The sequence below is a fragment of the Nocardioides sp. NPDC023903 genome, assembly GCF_040639295.1.
Lineage (GTDB): Bacteria > Actinomycetota > Actinomycetes > Propionibacteriales > Nocardioidaceae > Nocardioides.
The window spans coordinates 41432-60128 of record NZ_JBEZZS010000022.1; the positions used below are offsets into that span (position 1 = coordinate 41432).

The following is an 18697-nucleotide window of genomic DNA, read 5'->3' on the forward strand; positions in this document are numbered from 1 at the left end:
TTCGTGGGCGGACCCGAGCCCGCCTCAACCGGTCAGTGCTGCTCTCAGCGCGAACTCCCGCGTCGGGCGCCAGCCATCCGTGTCGTCGTGGACATAGAGGTGGAACTCCTCGACCGACCACTCGCACTCGAAGTCGGCCAGCTCACCGAAAGCCTTGTCGAGGCTAGCGTCGGGAAGGTCGTGAGCGATCGTGACATGCGGGTGATAGGGAAACGTGAGCTTCTGGTCGAGCGGACCCTGCCGGACCGCGTTGGCCAGCTGCTCGCAGCCCGAGATGCCCTGCACCACTGCCACGAACACCACGGGCGAGACCGGCCGGAAGGTGCCGGTGCCACGCAGGTGCACGCTGAAAGGGGCGACCCGCGAGGCAGCGGACTCGAGATGGCTCTCGACGTCCGGCAGGAGGTCGTCGTGGATCTCCGTCGGTGGCACAAGTGTGATGTGCGTCGGGATCATGGTCGCCGTCGCGTCCCCGAGAGACGTCCGGTAGTCCTGGAGCTGACTTGCCCATGGCTCCGGGATAGCGATGGCAACACCGATGGTGCGCATGCGCCGACCTTACTAGCCGAGAGGCGACGCGGGGGGCACAAAGCCAACCCGCTCGTAGACGCCGGCCAGAGTCTTGCGGGCGACCACGCCAGCCTTCTCCGCACCCTGCTGGAGGATGCCGTCGAGGTACGCCCGGTCCTCGAGGACCTCGAAGGTCTTCTCCCGGAACGGGGTGACGTAGTCGACGACGACCTCGGCGAGATCCTTCTTCAGATCGCCGTAGCCCTTGCCGGCGTACTTGCCGACCAGGGTGTCGATCTCGGAGCCGGTCAGCGCGGAGTAGATCCGGAGCAGGTTCGAGACGCCCGGCTTGGCCTCCTCGTCGAAGCGGATCTCCATCTCCGAGTCGGTGACCGCCGAGCGGATCTTCTTCGCCGAGACCTTCGGGTCATCGAGCATGTCGATCAATCCGGTCGGCGAAGAGGCCGACTTGGACATCTTGATCGTCGGGTCCTGGAGGTCGTAGATCTTCGCGACCTCCTTGAGGATGTAGGGCTCGGGGAGCCGGAACGTCTTCTTGTAGCGGCTGTTGAACCGCTGCGCGAGGTCGCGGGTCAGCTCGAGGTGCTGCCGCTGGTCCTCGCCGACCGGGACGTACGCCGGGCGGTAGAGCAGGATGTCGGCGGCCATCAGCATCGGGTAGGAGAAGAGGCCGACCGAGGCGGCGCCCTCGCCACCCTTGGCGGACTTGTCCTTGAACTGGGTCATCCGCCGGGCCTCACCGAACGAGGTGATGCACTGCATCACCCAGCCGAGCTGAGCGTGCTCGGGAAGGTGGGACTGGACGAAGATCGCTGACCGCTCCGGGTCGACGCCGGCGGCCAGGAGCTGGGCGGCGGCCCGCCGCGTACGCTCCCGGAGCACCTTCGGGTCCTGCTCGACCGTGATCGCGTGCAGGTCGGCGATGAAGAAGAACGGCTCGTGCTCCTCCTGCAGATTGACCCACTGACGGACCGCGCCGAGGTAGTTGCCGAGGTGGTAGGAGTCGGCGGTCGGCTGGATGCCGGAGAGGACTCTGGGACGAGTCGTGGGAGCAGTACTGCCGGTCATGTGCCGCATTCTGTCAGCCACCCGCCGAAAGGCTCGAAATGGTGGGAGGAAGAGGATCGAGAACCGATCCGTACGAGCTGTGGACCCTGCCCGCGGCACCGACCTGCGTGCCGGCCATGGGCCTCGGCGCCCCCCGTGATCAACGTCGAGGACCGTGGTCGCCCGCGGTCTTCTTGAAGGCCGCGGGCAGGATCCGCATGACCCATCAACGACGGATTCTCGACGGAGTTATCGAACAGGTGCATCCAATTTCTTACGAGTTTGTGGACCTCCTGAGAGGCTCTACTCAGTGCGGATTCGATGGCCCGTCAAATGCCCTTTTCCCGCCCGACACATGCCCCTGTTAGCCTGTTTGGTCGACCCGCGGATCCTCCAAGGGGTCCGCAGCCTCGGGCCAGCTGCCGAATCGGCCTCGAGGCCAGGCGACCCTCGAGGAGACTTGTGAACGACACGTCCGCTGCCAACGCACGCATGCTGCTTGCGACCGATCTGGACGGAACCTTCCTAGCCGGCGACCCCGAGGCGAAGGTCAAGCTGTACCAGACGCTGAGCCGCCGCGAGGACGTACTGCTGTCCTTCGTCACCGGTCGTGGGCTGGAGTCGGTGCTGCCGCTGCTCGCCGACCCGACCATCCCGACGCCCGACTTCATCATCTGCGACGTCGGCGCCACCATCGTGACCGGGCACGACCTGCTCGCCGTCGAGCCCATCCAGCAGGAGATCGCGGCCAAATGGCCCGGCGAGCTCACGGTGCTCGAGAAGATCGGCGACCGGCCGGGACTGGTGCGGCAGAACGTGCCCCAGGACCGCCGGGTCTCCTACTTCTGCGACCCCGAGGCCGTCACCGACGACCTCGCCCCGCTGGTCGCGCAGATCGGCTGCGACCTGCTCTACTCCGCCAGCCACTACCTCGACGTGCTGCCCGGCGGGATCAACAAGGGCCACACCGTCACGAAGCTCGTCGAGCACCTCGGCATCCCGAAGGACCGTGTGCTGGTCGCCGGCGACACCCTCAACGACCTGTCGATGTACGACATCGGGTTCCCGGGCGTCTGCGTCGGCGAGGCCGAGGATCTGCTGCTGGACGCGACCCGCGACAAGGAGCGTACGTTCCACGCCACCGCTCCTGGCACCGGCGGGATCCTGCAGGCGATCAGGCACTTCAACCTGCTCGACGACGAGCACATCTACGACCCGGAGAACGACGCCGACGACCCGGGGAAGTCCGACCTCGTCATGGTCTACCACCGGCTCCCCTATGACGAGGTGATCGAGGACGGAGAGGTCAAGCGCCGCCGCCCGAAGTCACCCAACGGCATCATCCCGACGCTGCTCTCCTTCTTCACCGAGCGCACCGGATCCTGGGTCGCCTGGTCCATCGACGACCCCAAGCGCGGCAAGTTCGCCACCCACACGGTCGTCGACCCCAAGCTCTACCCGGGCCTGGTCGCCTCCCGGCTGCCGCTGTCGAAGAAGGACGTGGACGTCTTCTACAAACGCTTCTCCAAGGAAGCGTTCTGGCCGCTGCTGCACACCTTCTGGGAACGGGCGAAGTTCAAGGAGGAGGACTGGAAGGTCTACTGCCGGGTCAACCGGGCCTTCGCCGAGCAGGCGGCGGCCGAGGCGGCGTACGGAGGCATCGTCTGGATCCACGACTACAACCTGTGGATGGTGCCGGCCTACCTGAGGGAGATGCGGCCGGACGTGAAGATCGCGTTCCTGCATCACACTCACTTCCCCGGCGCGGACGTGTTCAACGTGGTGCCGTGGCGCCGCGAGATCATCGGCTCGCTGCTGCAGTGCGACTACATCTCGTTCCACATCCCCCGCCAGGTCGAGAACTTCGTCGACGTGGCCCGCGGCGTGGCCCCGGTCGAGGTCATCGAGACCGAGGACTCGGCGCCTAGGTTCCGGACGTACGGCTTCGCCCTCGGCCTGGACACCATGCCCTCGGTGATCGACGTCGGTGGCCGTCGGGTGCACCTGGGTGCCAACCCGGTCAGCGTCGACACGACGCGGATCGAGCAGACCCTGGCTTCCCCGGCGGTGCAGAGCTCGATCGCTCGGGTCAAGGAGGAGTTCGAGGGTCAGCGGATCGCGCTGGCCGTCTCGCGGCTCGACTACACCAAGGGCGTGCTGCAGCAGCTCGAGGCCTTCGAGCGGGCGCTGCTCGAGGACCCGTCGTTGCTGGGTGAGCTGTCGCTGGTGCTCGTGTGCGTGCCCGCGGCCGGCGAGATGACCGTCTACAAGACCCTGCAGAACCAGATCGAGCAGGCGGTCGGGCGGATCAACGGCCGGTTCTCGCGGATGGGCTGGATGCCGGTGCACTTCTACTTCCGGCCGATCCCGTTCGAGGAGCTGCTGGCCTACTACGCCAACGCCGACGTCATGTGGATCACGCCGCTGCGCGACGGCCTCAACCTGGTCGCGAAGGAGTACGCCGCGGTCCACGGTCTCCTCGGCACGAGCGGCACGCTGGTGCTCTCCGAGTTCGCCGGGGCGGCCGCCGAGCTGCGCGGCGCGGTGCTGACCAACCCACACGACGTCTCCGACATGGTCCGGGTCTTCCTGCAGGCCGTCGACATGGACGAGGCCGAGGCCAAGGACCGGATGCGCGGGCTGTGGGACACCATCCGCCACCACGACTCCAAGGCCTGGGCCGACGGGTTCCTGGCGGCGGTCGAGGCAGCCACCGCCACGGACGGCAACGAAGAAGCCATCTAGGCCCGACGCCGGTGGATGCTGGTGCTCCACAGCAGCACCAGCATCCCGGCGGCGGCCAGGCCGGCGCCGACCAACGGCGCCTCGCGGACGCTCCAGACGTCGAGGGCCAGGCCACCGGCGAAGGCGCCGAGGGCGTTGGCGATGTTGAGGCTCGCGTGGTTCATCGCCGCGCCGAGCGTCACCGCGTCGTCGGCGACGTCCATCAGGCGCACCTGCAGGTTGATCACCAGCACGGACGCCACCGCGGTGGTCAGGAAGGCGACCGGCGCGAGCCACCACCCGGCCGGGGCGACCGCCCAGAAGAGCGTCAGCACCGCCACCATGCCGAGGCTGCTCGCGAGCAGTGAGCCCATCACCGACCAGCGAGCCAGCTCCCCCGCGACCCAGGTGCCGACGACCATCCCGGCACCGAACGCGAAGACGAACCACGGCACGGCGCCCTCGGCCAGGCCGGCGGTGTTTGTGACGATCGGGGCGATGTAGGAGTAGGCCGCGAACATGCCGCCGAACCCGATCGCGCCCGCGAGCATCGTCAGCCAGACCTGCTTGTTGGTGAAGAACCGGTTCGCCTCGCTGCGGCCGGTCGCGTTCGGGTCGCCCGGGAAGTGTGGCACCGAGAGCTGCACCAGGACCACGGTCAGCAGGGCGAGGCCTGCCGCGGCTGCGTACGGTGCCCGCCAGCCGGCCGTCTGGCCGAGCCAGGTCGCGAACGGGACACCGATCACGTTGGCGACCGAGAGCCCGAGCATCACCAGAGCGACCGCTCGCCCGCGGTGCTTAGGTGCGGCCATCGAGGTAGCGACGATGGTCGCGACGCCGTAGTAGGCGCCGTGCGGGAGCCCGTCGAGGAACCTCGCGATCAGCAGCATCTGGTAGTCGACGGCGACGGCGCTGAGCAGGTTGAACAGCGCGTACGCCGCCATCAGCGACAGCAGCAGACCCTTGCGCGGAAGGTGGGCGACGAAGAACGAGAGGATCGGTACGCCGACCACCACCCCTACCGCGTAGGCGCTGATCAGGTGGCCTGCCGTGGAGGTTCCGACGCCGACGCCCTCGGCGATCTCGGGCAGCACGCCCATGGTGACGAACTCGGTCGTACCGATCGCGAACCCACCCGTCGCGAGGGCGAGCATGGCGATCACGAACTGGACGGTGGTGACCGGTCGGACGGCGGTCTCGGTGCTGGCGGTGTCGGTCACTACTGCCTAACCTTCGGCGATTTGTGGGCTATTCCGTGAATCGGTGTGACGCGGGTCCCGGCGCCCCACGGTTTCGTCAACTCTGGTTGACACGAGGTCGGTGTCAACCTATATTGACAGCATGACGGATGCGAAGGACCTTGCCGAGTCGGCCGCGAGCGCCGACCCGAGCACTGGCTTGCGAGCCGCGCTCGCACTGCGCCGCCTCGCCGACTCGCTGGAGCGGCTGCAGGTGGCGAACGCCCGCCGACAGGGATGGGCCTGGCAGGAGATCGCCGACGCGCTGGAAGTCAGCCGCCAGGCGGTCCACAAGAAGTACGCGAAGGAGATGTGATGTTCGAGAGGTTCACCAAGCCGGCCCGCGATGCGGTGGTCGCCGCACAGACGTACGGCACCGAGCTCGGTCACGAGCGCATCGGCGACGACCACCTGCTGTTGGCGATCGGCTCCAGCGCCGGTTCGTCCGCCGCCCGGGCGCTCACTGAGGCCGGGGTCGACCCGGCTGCGCTGCGGGCGGAGATCGAGCGGGCCCACGGGCGCCTCGGCAACGACGACGCGGACGCGCTGTCCACGCTCGGGATCGACCTGGACGCGGTGCGCTCCAAGGTGGAGGAGGTCTTCGGTGCCGGCGCCCTGGACAGCGGGAAGCCACGCCGCCGGCTCGGCGGGCACATCCCCTTCACCAAGGACGCGAAGAAGGTCCTCGAGCTCTCGCTGCGCGAAGCGATCCGGCTCAAGGACCGCTCGATCGGCACCGAGCACATCCTGCTCGGCATCCTGCGGGCGGAGGGGGAAGGACATGCTGCACTACAGGCCCTCGGCGTGGATGCTGCTGCGCTGCGCCGCACGCTCGAGCACGGCGAGGCCGCCTGAGGCGTCACCCCCGCCTCCCGAGGAGGCGGGGTCAGCCGGCCAGGTGGGACCAGGCCGGAGCCAGCTCGGTCCACGGACCCACTGCCGCGATCTCGCCGTCGACCATGACGACGACCCGGTCAGCCTGAGCCAGCGCGGCTCGCTTCGAGGTGGCTCCGATGACCGTCGTGTGCCGGTCACGCAGCGCCTGCCAGAGCTCGATCTCCGTGGCCGCGTCGAGCGCGCTGGAGACGTCGTCTGCCAGGAGCAGCTCGGTGTCGGCGGCAAGCGCTCGCGCCAGGGCAAGGCGCTGGACCTGTCCCCCGGAGAGGCGTACGCCACGGTGACCGACGATCGCGTCCGCGCCGCCCGCCTCCTTGACGTCGAGCTCGAGCCGCGCGTCGGCGACCGGGCTGTCGAAGGGACGGTCGTGGCCCAGGCGGATGTTGTCGGCGAAGGTGCCGGAGAGCACCCGCGGCACCTGGGCGACGTACGCCACCTGCCCCGGCCTCAGGAACGACTGCGGGTCCAGGACCAGCTCGTCGTTCCACCGGATCGTGCCGGTGTGCTCGATGAGGCCGGCCAGGGACGCCAGCAGGGACGACTTACCTGAGCCGACCTGACCCACGAGCAGGACCAGCTCGCCGCGCGAGATCGTGAGCGAGACGTCGGAGACACCGATCGTGCCGTCGTCGTGGACTGCCGACAGGGCCGAGAGCTCGAGGGACTCGAGCGGCACCTGCTCGACCGGACCCGGGTCCGGCGCGTCACCGGAGACCAGGTCGACGCCCGGCGGCAGATCCATCAGGTCGCGACCACCGGCGAACCGGCTGGTCTCCTTCTGCCACGCACGCGTGCCGGGAGCTTCGGTGACGACCATGCCGGCCACCCGACCGAACCAGTCGAAGCCCGAGACCGCGTTGGCGACCAGCAGCGCGGTGGCCAGACCCCAGCCGCCGCCGAAGTAGATCCCCCACGCAGCCACGACGCCGCACTGCACCATGAGCGCGGGAACCCCGTCGAGGAATGCCTGCACCCGGTGTTCCTTCACCGCTGCCTCGACCCGGCCCGAGTCGACGTGCTGCAGGTGGGCGTGGACCTGCGGGGTGGCCGCGGCCAGCTTCACGGTGCGTACGGACTCCAGCGCGGAGACCACCGCGCGGCCGAATCGCGCACGGGCGGAGGAGGAGGCCGCGGCCGAACGGCCGGCGATCGGCCGTCCGACCGCAGAGGCCAGCGCCGAGGCGATCATGACGACCAGGAGCACGGCGCCCGCGAGCGCGGTGCCGGCGAGCAGGGCGGTGATCGTCGCGATGACGAGGCCGTTGACGAAGTCGACCCAGCGGTCGGCGTAGCGGGCGTAACGGTCCGCGTCCATCGAGCGGGCGACGACCTCGCCCGGCGGCGTACGCGTCAGGCGGTGCTGGCTCGTCTGGCCGTAGAGCACGGCCATCCGGGCCCGCAGCATGACCTCGATCCACCAGCGCGGGTAGCGGTAGAAGGCGTCGGCGAGCATCAGCGGCGCGGCCAGCAGGCTGACGACCAGCAGCCCCGACATCACCGTCGGCCTGCCGCCGTCCTGCAGCGACTCGACGATCCGACCCCACAGGAGGCCGGTGAAGGCACCCTGCGCACCGGTCATCGAGGCGAACAGGAAGAGCAGCGCACCCGCGACGCCCCACTCGGGGCGCAGGAACAGGACGTGCAACATCCCGCGGGCGAGCGACGGCCCGGTGCCGACCTCGGGGACGTCCGGCGGAGCGCCCGAGCGGCGCCTGCCGCCCACGTTGCCCGCGACATGGTCGAGGGTGGAATGGTCGACAGGCTTGACGGCCGGCGCGGGTGAGTCGTGGTGATCGGTGCGGCTGGCCTCGAGCAGGTCATGGAACGGCCCCGGCGTGGTCGCCAGCGAGGCCCGCAGACCGTGCTGGATCACCCGGCCATGGTCGAGCACGGCCACGTGAGGCGCCCGCTCGATGGTGGAGAGCCGGTGGGCGATCAGGATGCCCGTACGCCCGGTCAGCAGCCGATCGGCGGCCGCGACCACCCGGCGCTCGGTGAGCGGGTCCATCCGTGCGGTCGCCTCATCGAGGACGACCACCCGTACGTCGCGCACCAGCAGCCGCGCGAAGGCGACCAGCTGCTCCTCCCCCGCTGACAGCGAGGTGCCGCCAGGGCCGAGCAGGGTGTCGAGCCCATCGGGCAGGCCGGCGACCCACTCCGAGAGCCCGAGCCGAGCGACCGCCCGCTCGATGTCCTCGCGTGGGCGCAGGTCGTCGAAGAGCGCGATGTTCTCCGCGAGCGTGCCGGCCAGGATCTCGGTGCGCTGCGTCACCACGCCCACGGAGGCGCGCAGCTGCTGCAGGTCGAGGTCGCGCACGTCCACGCCACCGAGGAACACCGAGCCGCGCGGCGGCTCGACGGCCCGCGAGAGCAGCGAGGCGAGCGTGGACTTGCCCGAGCCGGTGCGACCGACCAGGGCGATCGTGTCGCCGGCCGGCACCGTGAGCGAGATGCCCTGGAGGGCGAAGGTGCCCTCGGCGTAGGAGAAGGTCAGGTCACGCAGGTCGACCTCCAGTGCGCCCCCGTCATCGGGCACGGGCGCGCCGCCTTCGGGCTCCGGCTCGGAGCCCATCATCTGGCGCAGCCGGATGACCGCGCCCAGGCCGGCCTGGATGTCGGGCAGGTGGTTGGCGAGCATCGCGATCTGGCCCACGAACGTGCTCGTGACCAGGAACAACGTCACCAGCGCGCTGATCCCGAGGCGGTCGTTCGACGCGAGCGCCACTCCGGCGAGACCGATGCCGGCCAACAGAGAGTGCAGGAGCACGCCGGCGCGACGGCCGACCTTCGCCTCGACCGTGACGACCGCACGGAACTTCTCGTGCACCGTCGCCGACAGCCGCGCCACCCGGGCGACCACGTGGGCCTGGCCCAGGCTCGTACGCAGGTCGTCACGTCCCGCGATGCCCTCCTCGAGCACGGCGGCGTGGTCGGTCCAGGACGCTTCCTCGATGACCTTGAGCTCGGAGATCTTGCCCAGCAGCCGACGGATGACGAACCAGGTCACCGCGGCGAGCAGCGGGAACAGGATCGCCGCCGGCCACCAGGTGAAGCTGGCCACGATCCACATCGGCAGCGCCGCGAAGACCGAGCGGAACAGCATCCACAGCTGCCAGCGCAGCAGGTTGCCGACCTCGTGAGAGTCGTCGTCGACCCGGTCGAGGATCTCGCCGACCGCCTGCTCGCTCAGCTCGGAGAGCGGCTGTCGCATGGCAGCCTGGAGCACGTCCTCACGCAGCTTGCCCTCGGCCCGGTCGGAGACCCCGACCCACGCGATCTTCGCGGTCGAGTCGATCAGCGAAGCGCCGATCACGCACAGCGCCAGCCAGCCGACCAGGCTCGCGGTCGGGTTCTCCGCCAGCCGCCCGGCCACGACGGTGCCGATCGACTGGGCCACCATGGCCACCGCCAGCGCGATCAGCGCGGCGCCCGTCACGGGCCCCTTCAGGCGTCGCCAGTCGACCTGCCGGCTCGGGTCGGCAGGGTCGGCGGGAACTCCGAGAGCCTTGCCTGAGGTGGGCGCGGGCGGAGTCGAAAGCGTCGCAGTCATCAGAAGATCACGGTATTCGCGACCACCGACACTTACCTAAAGGTTTTCCGCCCTCACCCGACGTCAAACACCATGCTGACCTGCATCTATAGGAATCAGAAGAAAGATCTGGAGAGCAAAGTCACGTACGCCGGGAAGGTGTCCCGAAATGGGACGACGGCCCGGCACGGAGTCCGTGCCGGGCCTTCGTGAGGTGGATCAGAGAGAGTCGATCGCGTCGTTGAGCGTCGCGGAAGGACGCATCACGGCGGTGACCTTCTCGGCGTCGGGCAGGTAGTAGCCGCCGATGTCGGCGGGCTTGCCCTGGACCGCGAGGAGCTCCTCGACGATCGTGGCCTCCTTGGCGGCGAGGGTCTCGGCGAGACCCTTGAACGCGGCGGCGAGCTCGGTGTCCTCGGTCTGCGCGGCGAGCTCCTGGGCCCAGTAGAGACCCAGGTAGAAGTGCGAGCCGCGGTTGTCGGTGGTGCCGAGCTTGCGACCCGGGGAGCGGTCGTTCTCGAGGAAGGTCGCGGTCGCGCGGTCGAGCGCACCGGCGAGCACCTTCGCGGCCGGGGCGGACGCCTGCTCGGCGTACTTCTCGAACGAGGGCACCAGCGCGAAGAACTCACCCAGCGAGTCCCAGCGGAGGTAGTCCTGCTCGACCAGCTGCTGCACGTGCTTCGGAGCCGAGCCGCCCGCACCGGTCTCGAACAGACCGCCACCGGCGATCAGCGGGACGATGGAGAGCATCTTCGCCGACGTACCGACCTCGAGGATCGGGAACAGGTCGGTGTTGTAGTCACGCAGCACGTTGCCGGTGACCGAGATGGTGTCCTCACCGTTGCGCAGGCGCTCGAGGGAGTACGCCGTGGCGAGCTCGGGCGAGAGGATCTTGATCTCGAGACCCTCGGTGTCGTGCTCGGTCAGGTAGGTCGTGACCTTCTTGATCAGCTCGGCGTCGTGGGCGCGCGACTCGTCGAGCCAGAAGATCGCCGGGGTCTTGGAGTCACGGGCGCGGCTGACGGCGAGCTTGACCCAGTCGCGGACCGGGATGTCCTTGGTCTGGCAGGCGCGCCAGATGTCGCCGGCCTCGACGTCGTGCTCGATCAGCACGTCGCCGGCCTTGTTCAGCACGCGGATGGTGCCGGCGGCCTCGATCTGGAAGGTCTTGTCGTGGGAGCCGTACTCCTCGGCCTTCTGCGCCATCAGACCGACGTTGGGGACGGTGCCGATCGTGGCCGGGTCGAGCGGGCCGTTCTTCTTCACGTCGTCGATGACGGTCTGGTAGACGCCGGCGTAGGAGGAGTCCGGGATCACCGCGAGGGTGTCGTCCTCGCCGCCGTCGACGCCCCAGAGCTTGCCGCCGTTGCGGACCAGAGCCGGGATCGAGGCGTCGATGATGACGTCGGACGGGACGTGCAGGTTGGTGATGCCCTTGTCGGAGTTGACGTAGGACAGGCGCGGGCCGGCCTCGATGGCGGCCTTGAAGGCGGCCTCGATCTCGGCGCCCTTTTCCAGGCCGGAGAGGCCCGACAGGATCGCCCCCAGGCCGTCGTTGGCGGAGAGGCCGGCAGCCTCGAGGTCGGCGCCGTACTTCTCGAAGACGTCGGTGAAGTAGGCCTTCACGACGTGGCCGAAGATGATCGGGTCGGAGACCTTCATCATCGTGGCCTTCAGGTGCAGCGAGAAGAGCACGTCGTCGGCCTTGGCCTTGGCGAGCGCGTTCTCGAGGAAGGCGTGCAGGTTGGCCACGGACATGTACGTCGCGTCGACGATCTCGCCCGCGAGCACCGGCAGCTCGGCGAGCAACGTCACCGTCTCGCCGTCGGCCTTCTCGAGCACGATGGAGAGCGTGTCGTCGGCCGGGAGGGTCACGGACTTCTCGTTGGACTTGAAGTCGTGGGAGCCCATCGTGGCGACGGTCGTCTTGGAGTCGTCGGAGAACGGCTTGTTGGTGTGCGGGTGGGCCTTGGCGTACGCCTTGACCGAGCCCGGCGCGCGCCGGTCGGAGTTGCCCTCACGCAGGACCGGGTTCACCGCGGAGCCCTTGACCTTGTCGTACTTGGCCCGGATCTCCTCCTCCTCGGGCGTGCTGGGCGCCTCGGGGTAGTCGGGGATCTGGTAGCCCTTCTCCTGCAGCTCCTTGACCGCGGCCTTCAGCTGCGGGATGGAGGCGGAGATGTTGGGCAGCTTGACGATGTTGGCTTCCGGCGTCTTCGCCAGGTCACCGAGCTCGCCGAGCGCGTCGTCGGCCAGGCCGAACTGGGCCAGGATGCGCGAGGCCACGGAGATGTCACGCGTCTCGACCTCGACCCCCGCCTTGGCCGCGTAGGCCGAGACGATCGGAAGGAAGGAGTACGTCGCCAGCAGCGGCGCCTCGTCGGTGTGGGTGTAGATGATTCGTGCGGCCATTGCTGTGGCTACTCCTGACAAGTTGCGATCTGCGTATGACTGAGGCCGGGGACCCGGACGAAGGAAAGTGTCTTGACATCAAGATAACAGAAAGGGTGATGAGACACCGCCCCGCCCCACCTAAGCACCACGATGTGCCGTCGCAAAAGAGTTACTGTGTGTCAACACCTCATGTTGTTCAGGTGACTGCTGATACCTGAGTGCTTCTCGGGTGTCGATGGGTCTGACCGACGTCAACAGACATTGAAGGGTTAAGGGGACATGACTGAGGAATCACTGTCGGCGGCTGAGCCGACCTTCATCCAGAAACTCGCAGCCGAGGTCATCGGGACATTCATCCTGGTGTTCATCGGGTGCGGCTCGGTCGTCGCAATCGTCGCCGGCGCCACCCACGCTGGCCCCGAGAATGCGGTCTGGGGCCTCGAGGTCGCCGCTGTCGGCCTGGCGTTCGGTATCGCCGTCGTGATCGGCGCCTACACCTTCGGCCGCATCTCCGGCGGCCACTTCAACCCGGCGGTGACGCTCGGTGTGGCCACTGCCGGCCGGATCAGCTGGAAGGACGCCGGCGCCTACATCGGCGCACAGTTCGTCGGCGCCACCATCGGTGCGATCGTGCTGTTCCTCGTCGCGCTCTCCTCGGACTACAACTCGTGGAACGACGGCGGCCTCGGCGCCAACCGCTTCGGCGACGGAGCCGGCACCGGCCTCATCGGCGCGATCCTGGTCGAGCTGGTCCTCACCTTCATCTTCGTCTTCATCATCCTCGGCGTCACCGACGTTCGGGCCGGCACCAACGCCACCGCTGCGCCGCTCGCCATCGGCCTCGCGCTGGCCGCGATCCACTTCGTCGGCATCCCGCTGACCGGCACCTCGGTCAACCCCGCCCGATCGTTCGGCCCCGCTCTCTTCTCGGGCACCGACGCACTGGCCAACCTCCCGGTCTTCCTGATCGTCCCGGCTCTCGGCGGTGCGGTCGCCGGTTTCGTCTACCCGCTGCTCTTCGAGAAGGACGGCTCCGAGATTGCGGGCGCCGGCCTCGCCTTCGGCGGCGACAACCTGAGCCCGGCCCAGAGCGCCCCGGCCTGGGACTCCCAGGCTGTCGCCCCGGCGGCATCCGCGGCCGTTGCTCCGGCGGCTCCCGCGGCGGCGGCGCAGGCGGCGCCCGCCGCCCCCGCTGCCAACCCGACACCTCCGGCTGCGGAGACCGGCGACCGCACCATCGTCTCCGGCGGCGGCGGCCAGCCGGCGTGGCAGCAGCCGACCCCGGCCGCCGAGGGCGACCTGCCGGTCTACGAGCAGGACGGCTGGCGCTGGGACTACGCCAAGCAGGAATGGGTCCCGATCGAGCAGTAGTCTCGAGAAGCACGAAGGCCGCCCCTCGGGGCGGCCTTCGTTCTGTCTGTACGTCTTCTATTCGCCTGGAACGGTCACCGCGAGGATCCACAGCGCGCCCGCGGTCAGCGCCAGCAGGGCCACGTCGAACCAGCGGCTGCGCACCGCCAGCATCCCGGCATCCTTCGTACGCAGCACCGCACGCCCCAGCGACGCGGCCCCCACCCCGGCGGCGAGGACGATGATCCCCACCCGCCAGTGGCCGAAGCCGACCAGCCCGAGACCGACGAGCGCCGCCGTCAGCACCCCGAGGTAGACGAAGCCGCCGATGGTCGAGGGGAAGCTGCGTACGTCCTGGGGGTCCGTCTTCTCGAGCTCAGGTGTCGCCACCACCGGGGCGGGAGCCTCCGGTGTGGGGCTGAGCGGGGGGTGGACGGACACCATTTCAGAGCCTTTCGAGAGCCTTCTCGGCGCTGAGGACGATATTGGAGAGCAGCATGGCGCGTGTCATCGGACCCACCCCACCCGGGTTCGGCGACACCCAGCCAGCCACGTCCCATACGTCCTCGGCCAGGTCTCCTGCGATCTTACCGTCGACCCGGGAGACACCGACGTCCAGCAGCGCCGCGCCGGGCTTGACCATGTCCTTGGTGATGATCCCGGGCACGCCCGCGGCGGCCACCACGATGTCGGCGTTGCGGGTGTGGGCGGCCAGGTCGCGGGTGCCGGTGTGGCACAGGGTGACCGTGGCGTTCTCGCTACGGCGGGTGAACAGCAGGCCCAGCGGACGCCCGACGGTCAGCCCACGGCCGACCACGACCACCTCGGCGCCCTTGATCTCGACACCGTGGCGACGCAGCAGCTCGATGCAGCCCACCGGGGTGCACGGCAACGGCCCGTCCTCACCGAGGACCAGCTTGCCGAGGTTGTAGGGGTGCAGCCCGTCGACGTCCTTCTCCGGAGCGACCCGGGAGAGCAGCGCGAACTCGTCCAGTCCCGTCGGCTGCTGCACCAGGAACCCCGTGCACGCCGGGTCGGCGTTGAGGCGGTCGATCTCCGCCTCGACCTCTTCCTGGGTCGACGTCCCCGGCAGGTCCACCCGGATCGACTCGATGCCGATCTCGGCGCAGTCCTTGTGCTTGGCGTTGACGTACCACCGCGAGCCGGGGTCGTCGCCGACCAGCACGGTGCCGAGGCCGGGCGTCACGCCCGAGGCCTTCAGCTTCTCCACCCGGTCGGCCAGCTCGGCCTTGATCGTCTTGAGGGTGGCGGTGCCATCCAGCTTCTGTGCAGTCACAGTGACCATCCTAGGCTCGCCCGAGTCAAGGCTTGCGAAGGCCCACGCGCGTCAGGGGATCAGCCGCTCGCAGCCGTACTTGACCTCGGCCCGGCAGGCGTCGGTGCCCGCGCGCCCGTAGACCGTGTCCCGGCCACCGCCGCCGTCGAGCACGTTGCCGCCGGCCGTCCCGTAGACGATGTCGCGGTAGACCGTGCCGTTGAAGTTCTCGATGCCGGTGAAGGTGAAGTCGTACGCGCCGTATTCGGTCGTTCCGGGCATCACCAGTGTGCGCCCGGTGCCGGCGGCGAGATCGACGCGAGCACCACCGGTATCCGCGCCGCCGAGGGCGAGCTTGTCCGCTCCCGTGCCGCCGACCATTCGAATGCCGTCACCGTAGGGCGAGAGGATGTCGTTGCCCCCGTCGCCGTAGCCCGTCCCCTTTGCGACACCGATCCCATCAGCACCCGGACCACCGTGGCCGACGCCGCCCCACAGATGGATCCAGTCACGGCCGTCGCCGCCATAGACGACATCGCCCACCGTCTGGCCGAACACCGTGTCGTCACCCGGACCACCAAAGAGGCGGTCGACGCCCTCGTGGCCCCTCGCGTCGTCGATCTTGTCTGCCCCGAGTCCGCCGAAGATCCGATCCTTGCCGAGGTTTCCGCTGATCGTGTCGTCGCCTGAACCACCACACACAATGTCATTGCCAGCTTTGCCGAGAATGACGTCGTTGCCGGCGCCACCGACGATCACGTCCACCCCAGAGGTGCCGACCAGTCTGTCCGCGGAACTGGTTCCGACGATGGTGGCGACCTTCCCGTCGCAGGTCGCGGCGGCACTCGCCGAATTGAGCGCGAAGCCCACGGGGATGGCGGTCGCGGCTGCGAGGGTGACGACTACGGCGGCACGGCGGATCATTCGTCGGGTCTCTCTTTCAGAAGTCTGAGGCAGGCCCGACAGTAAACCCGGGGGTGTATGCACGCAGCCGATCCCGTGCCGTGTTACTCGGCGGTTACGGGATCGGCTGCGTAGCGATGATCAGTGGAAGAAATGACGCGTACCGGTGAAGTACATCGTCACCCCGGCCGCCTCGCACGCCTTCACGGTGAGCTCGTCGCGGATGGAGCCGCCGGGCTGGACGATCGCCTTGACGCCGGCGTCGATCAGGATCTGCGGGCCGTCCTCGAAGGGGAAGAAGGCGTCGGAGGCGGCGACGGCGCCGCGGGCGCGCTCGGAGCCCTCGGCGAGGGTGTTGGCCCGCTCCACGGCGAGCTTGCAGGAGTCGACGCGGTTGACCTGGCCCATGCCGATGCCGACGGAGGCACCGTCGGAGGCGAGCAGGATCGCGTTGGACTTGGCCGAACGGCAGGCCTTCCAGGCGAAGGCCAGGTCGGCGAGGGTGGCCTCGTCGGCGGCCTCGCCCGTGGCCAGCGTCCACGAAGCCGGGTCGTCGCCCTCGGCGTCGACGTGGTCGACCTGCTGCATCAGCAGGCCACCGGAGATCGGGCGGGTCTCGACCGCGGCGCGCTCATCGGCGGCGGCGACCAGGATGCGGATGTTCTTCTTGCCCTGCAGGATCTCGACGGCGCCGTCCTCGTAGCCCGGAGCCACGATGACCTCGGTGAACACTTCGGCGACCTGCTTGGCCATCTCGACCGAGACCGGCCGGTTGGAGGCGATCACGCCACCGAAGGCGGAGACCGGGTCGCAGGCGTGCGCCCGGCGGTGCGCCTCGGCGATGTCGGCGCCGACGGCCAGGCCGCACGGGTTGGCGTGCTTGATGATCGCGACCGCCGGCTCGGCGAAGTCGTTGGCGGCGCGGCGCGCGGCGTCGGTGTCGGTGTAGTTGTTGTAGGACATCTCCTTGCCGTGCAACTGCTCGGCGCGGGCGAGCCCGGCGGGTCCGAACCCGTTGAGGTAGAGCGCCGCCTTCTGGTGCGGGTTCTCGCCGTAGCGCAGAACGTTCGCCTTCTCGTACGTCCCGCCGACCCACGCCGGGAACCCGGTTCCCTCGGAGGTGTCGGTGAGCACGGAGCCCATCCAGGAGGCGACGGCCACGTCGTACGTCGCGGTGTGGACGAACGCGGCCGCGGCGAGGGCCTTGCGCTGGTCGTAGGTGAACCCACCGGCAGCGACTGCAGCGAGGGTGTCGGCGTACTGCTCCGGCGAGGTCACGATCGCGACCGAGGGGTGGTTCTTGGCGGCGGCGCGGACCATCGAGGGGCCGCCGATGTCGATCTGCTCGACGACCTCGTCCGGGCCCGCGCCGGAGGCGACGGTCTGCACGAACGGGTAGAGGTTGGAGACGACCAGGTCGAAGGGCTCGACCTCGAGCTCCTTGAGCTGCTCGACGTGGGACTCGAGGCGGCGGTCGGCGAGGATGCCGGCGTGCACGCGCGGGTGCAGGGTCTTCACGCGGCCGTCGAGGCACTCGGGAAAGCCGGTCAGGTCCTCGACCTTGGTCACCGGCAGGCCGAGCTTCTCGATCAGCGCCGCCGAGCCGCCGGTCGAGACGAGCTCGACGCCGGCGTCATGAAGCCCGCGGACCAGGTCCTCGAGACCGGTCTTGTCGTAGACGGACACGAGCGCCCGCTTGATTGTGATCTGGTCCTGCACAGCCAAACTCCCCATCGGTCGATGAATTCGATGAGGGGCACCCAGGCGGTCGATGCCGTCTCTTCACACTCCCCGGTGGTCCCCCACCTGCGCCAGTCGTGTGCTCGTCACTGTAACCGCTCAGGCGGACCCGAATCGAACTCGCCTGCCGTCGACGGTGTAGCCCTCGCGGGCGATCCGCCCGACCGTCTCGACGAGCATCGAACGCTCGACCACCTTGATCCGCTCGTGGAGCGTCTCCTCGGTGTCGTCGTCCTCCACCGGCACCGTCACCTGGGCCATGATCATCCCGGTGTCGACCCCAGCATCGACGATGAACAGCGTCGCCCCGGTGACCTTCACGCCGTACTCCAGCGCATCCTTCGCACCATGCATCCCCGGGAAGGACGGCAGCAGCGCCGGATGGGTGTTGAGCGTCTTCCCCCCGAACCGGGCGAGGAAAGCAGCCCCCACCAGCTTCATGAAGCCCGCGGAGACCACCAGATCAGGCTCGTACGCAGCCACCGACTCGGCCAGGGCCGCGTCCCACTCCTCGCGCGAGCCGAAGTCCTTGACCCGGTGCACGAAGGTCGGGATCCCGGCGTCCGTCGCCCGGGTCAGCCCCTGGATCCCGTCGCGGTCGGCCCCGACCGCGACGACCTCGGCCCCGAACTCCGAGGACGCGCAGGCGTCCAGCAGGGCCTGGAGGTTGGTGCCCGAGCCGGACACGAGGACGACGAGACGCAGCGACATGCTGCGAACTCTAGGTCACTGATCTCAAGCAAACAGGCGGCGGCTACCGCCTCCACCGCTCCTCAGCAAACATCGTGGTTCGGCGTGTGGGTAGTCGGTCTCTCCCTCCCCGGGGTTGGGCATCTCGGGGACGAAGTCATGTGCAGGGAGCGCTGGCCGGGCGACGCTACTGGGTATGAACAGGCTCATGAAAGTGGTCGTGTGGACGATAGGCATCACCTTCGGCCTCTTCTTCCTCGCCATCTCGCTGATGTTCTTGGAGGCGACCGGCGGCCACGATGGGTGGCTGTGCGAATGGGGCATCGATACCGACGGTGCGGGGACGCTGACCAGCGGATGCGGGTAGACCAGCCGGTC

The 18697-nt window shown here is 68.9% G+C and carries 14 protein-coding genes, 2 pseudogenes and 1 riboswitch; of the genes and pseudogenes, 6 read left to right on the top strand and 10 right to left on the bottom strand.

What is annotated here, in order from left to right; translation table 11 throughout:
- Positions 1-24: 24 nt before the first annotated feature.
- Both AB0F44_RS20715 and trpS read right to left on the bottom strand, forming a co-directional pair.
- A complete protein-coding gene (locus AB0F44_RS20715; RefSeq protein ID WP_350665729.1) occupies positions 25-549 on the bottom strand; it encodes a 2'-5' RNA ligase family protein in 525 nt (174 codons plus the stop codon).
- A gap of 12 nt (positions 550-561) precedes the next feature.
- On the bottom strand, positions 562-1599 hold the full coding sequence (gene trpS / locus AB0F44_RS20720) for a tryptophan--tRNA ligase (protein WP_357358579.1): 1038 nt from the start codon (positions 1597-1599) through the stop codon (positions 562-564).
- 441 nt (positions 1600-2040) lie between these two features.
- On the opposite strand from trpS, the gene ggpS reads away from it, so the two are divergent.
- Positions 2041-4323 (top strand): glucosylglycerol-phosphate synthase, encoded by a 2283-nt coding sequence (gene ggpS / locus AB0F44_RS20725; RefSeq protein WP_357358581.1) that lies wholly within the window; start codon positions 2041-2043, stop codon positions 4321-4323.
- Here ggpS and AB0F44_RS20730 read toward each other — a convergent pair.
- Complete coding sequence (locus AB0F44_RS20730) at positions 4320-5522, bottom strand: MFS transporter (RefSeq protein WP_357358583.1); 1203 nt, start codon at positions 5520-5522, stop codon at positions 4320-4322. The two genes, ggpS and AB0F44_RS20730, sit on opposite strands and share 4 nt — an antisense overlap.
- A 121-nt stretch (positions 5523-5643) precedes the next feature.
- Between AB0F44_RS20730 and AB0F44_RS20735 the strand changes: the two genes are divergently transcribed.
- From AB0F44_RS20735 to AB0F44_RS20745, 3 genes and pseudogenes are all read left to right on the top strand, one after another.
- A complete protein-coding gene (locus AB0F44_RS20735; protein WP_141802873.1) occupies positions 5644-5856 on the top strand; it encodes a helix-turn-helix domain-containing protein in 213 nt (70 codons plus the stop codon).
- Positions 5856-6041 (top strand): annotated as a pseudogene (locus AB0F44_RS20740) (Clp protease N-terminal domain-containing protein); the annotation flags it as partial. The gene AB0F44_RS20735 and the pseudogene AB0F44_RS20740, both read left to right, overlap by 1 nt.
- Before the next feature lie 36 nt (positions 6042-6077).
- Positions 6078-6365 (top strand): annotated as a pseudogene (locus AB0F44_RS20745) (Clp protease N-terminal domain-containing protein); the annotation flags it as partial.
- A 61-nt stretch (positions 6366-6426) separates the two neighbouring features.
- Here the strand turns inward: AB0F44_RS20745 and AB0F44_RS20750 are convergent.
- A complete protein-coding gene (locus tag AB0F44_RS20750; RefSeq protein WP_357358585.1) occupies positions 6427-9987 on the bottom strand; it encodes an ABC transporter ATP-binding protein in 3561 nt (1186 codons plus the stop codon).
- Between the two features lie 198 nt (positions 9988-10185).
- The gene (locus tag AB0F44_RS20755) at positions 10186-12378 is read right to left on the bottom strand and encodes an NADP-dependent isocitrate dehydrogenase (protein WP_357358587.1); all 2193 of its coding nucleotides are present in this window, start codon (positions 12376-12378) and stop codon (positions 10186-10188) included.
- Positions 12379-12639: 261 nt separating this feature from the next.
- Here AB0F44_RS20755 and AB0F44_RS20760 point away from each other — a divergent pair, with 261 nt between their 5' ends.
- Positions 12640-13731 (top strand): MIP family channel protein, encoded by a 1092-nt coding sequence (locus AB0F44_RS20760; RefSeq protein ID WP_357358589.1) that lies wholly within the window; start codon positions 12640-12642, stop codon positions 13729-13731.
- A 57-nt stretch (positions 13732-13788) separates the two neighbouring features.
- On the opposite strand, the gene AB0F44_RS20765 is transcribed toward AB0F44_RS20760, so the two are convergent.
- The 5 genes from AB0F44_RS20765 to purN form a co-directional block, all read right to left on the bottom strand.
- The gene (locus AB0F44_RS20765; RefSeq protein WP_357358590.1) at positions 13789-14151 is read right to left on the bottom strand and encodes a DUF3017 domain-containing protein; all 363 of its coding nucleotides are present in this window, start codon (positions 14149-14151) and stop codon (positions 13789-13791) included.
- A gap of 4 nt (positions 14152-14155) precedes the next feature.
- Entirely contained in the window at positions 14156-15007 is an 852-nt protein-coding gene (locus AB0F44_RS20770; protein WP_357358592.1) for a bifunctional methylenetetrahydrofolate dehydrogenase/methenyltetrahydrofolate cyclohydrolase, read from the bottom strand.
- Between the two features lie 51 nt (positions 15008-15058).
- Entirely contained in the window at positions 15059-15856 is a 798-nt protein-coding gene (locus AB0F44_RS20775) for a calcium-binding protein (protein ID WP_357358594.1), read from the bottom strand.
- A gap of 174 nt (positions 15857-16030) precedes the next feature.
- Positions 16031-17608: a bifunctional phosphoribosylaminoimidazolecarboxamide formyltransferase/IMP cyclohydrolase gene (purH, locus tag AB0F44_RS20780; RefSeq protein ID WP_357358596.1), complete on the bottom strand. Its 1578-nt coding sequence runs from the start codon at positions 17606-17608 to the stop codon at positions 16031-16033.
- Positions 17609-17640: 32 nt separating this feature from the next.
- Positions 17641-17718, bottom strand: a riboswitch (ZMP/ZTP riboswitch).
- A gap of 10 nt (positions 17719-17728) precedes the next feature.
- Complete coding sequence (purN, locus tag AB0F44_RS20785) at positions 17729-18340, bottom strand: phosphoribosylglycinamide formyltransferase (RefSeq protein WP_357358598.1); 612 nt, start codon at positions 18338-18340, stop codon at positions 17729-17731.
- Between the two features lie 175 nt (positions 18341-18515).
- Between purN and AB0F44_RS20790 the strand changes: the two genes are divergently transcribed.
- Positions 18516-18686, top strand: a complete 171-nt coding sequence (locus AB0F44_RS20790; RefSeq protein WP_357358599.1) for a hypothetical protein — start codon at positions 18516-18518, stop codon at positions 18684-18686.
- Positions 18687-18697: the final 11 nt, after the last annotated feature.

Excerpts from the sequence above, each read along its gene's own strand:
- AB0F44_RS20715 (WP_350665729.1), bottom strand. The coding sequence starts at position 549 with ATGCGCACCATCGGTGTTGCCATCGCTATCCCGGAGCCATGGGCAAGT.
- trpS (WP_357358579.1), bottom strand. The coding sequence starts at position 1,599 with ATGACCGGCAGTACTGCTCCCACGACTCGTCCCAGAGTCCTCTCCGGC.
- AB0F44_RS20735 (WP_141802873.1), top strand. The coding sequence starts at position 5,644 with ATGACGGATGCGAAGGACCTTGCCGAGTCGGCCGCGAGCGCCGACCCG.
- AB0F44_RS20750 (WP_357358585.1), bottom strand. The coding sequence starts at position 9,987 with ATGACTGCGACGCTTTCGACTCCGCCCGCGCCCACCTCAGGCAAGGCT.
- AB0F44_RS20755 (WP_357358587.1), bottom strand. The coding sequence starts at position 12,378 with ATGGCCGCACGAATCATCTACACCCACACCGACGAGGCGCCGCTGCTG.
- AB0F44_RS20760 (WP_357358589.1), top strand. The coding sequence starts at position 12,640 with ATGACTGAGGAATCACTGTCGGCGGCTGAGCCGACCTTCATCCAGAAA.
- purN (WP_357358598.1), bottom strand. The coding sequence starts at position 18,340 with ATGTCGCTGCGTCTCGTCGTCCTCGTGTCCGGCTCGGGCACCAACCTC.
- AB0F44_RS20790 (WP_357358599.1), top strand. The coding sequence starts at position 18,516 with ATGAACAGGCTCATGAAAGTGGTCGTGTGGACGATAGGCATCACCTTC.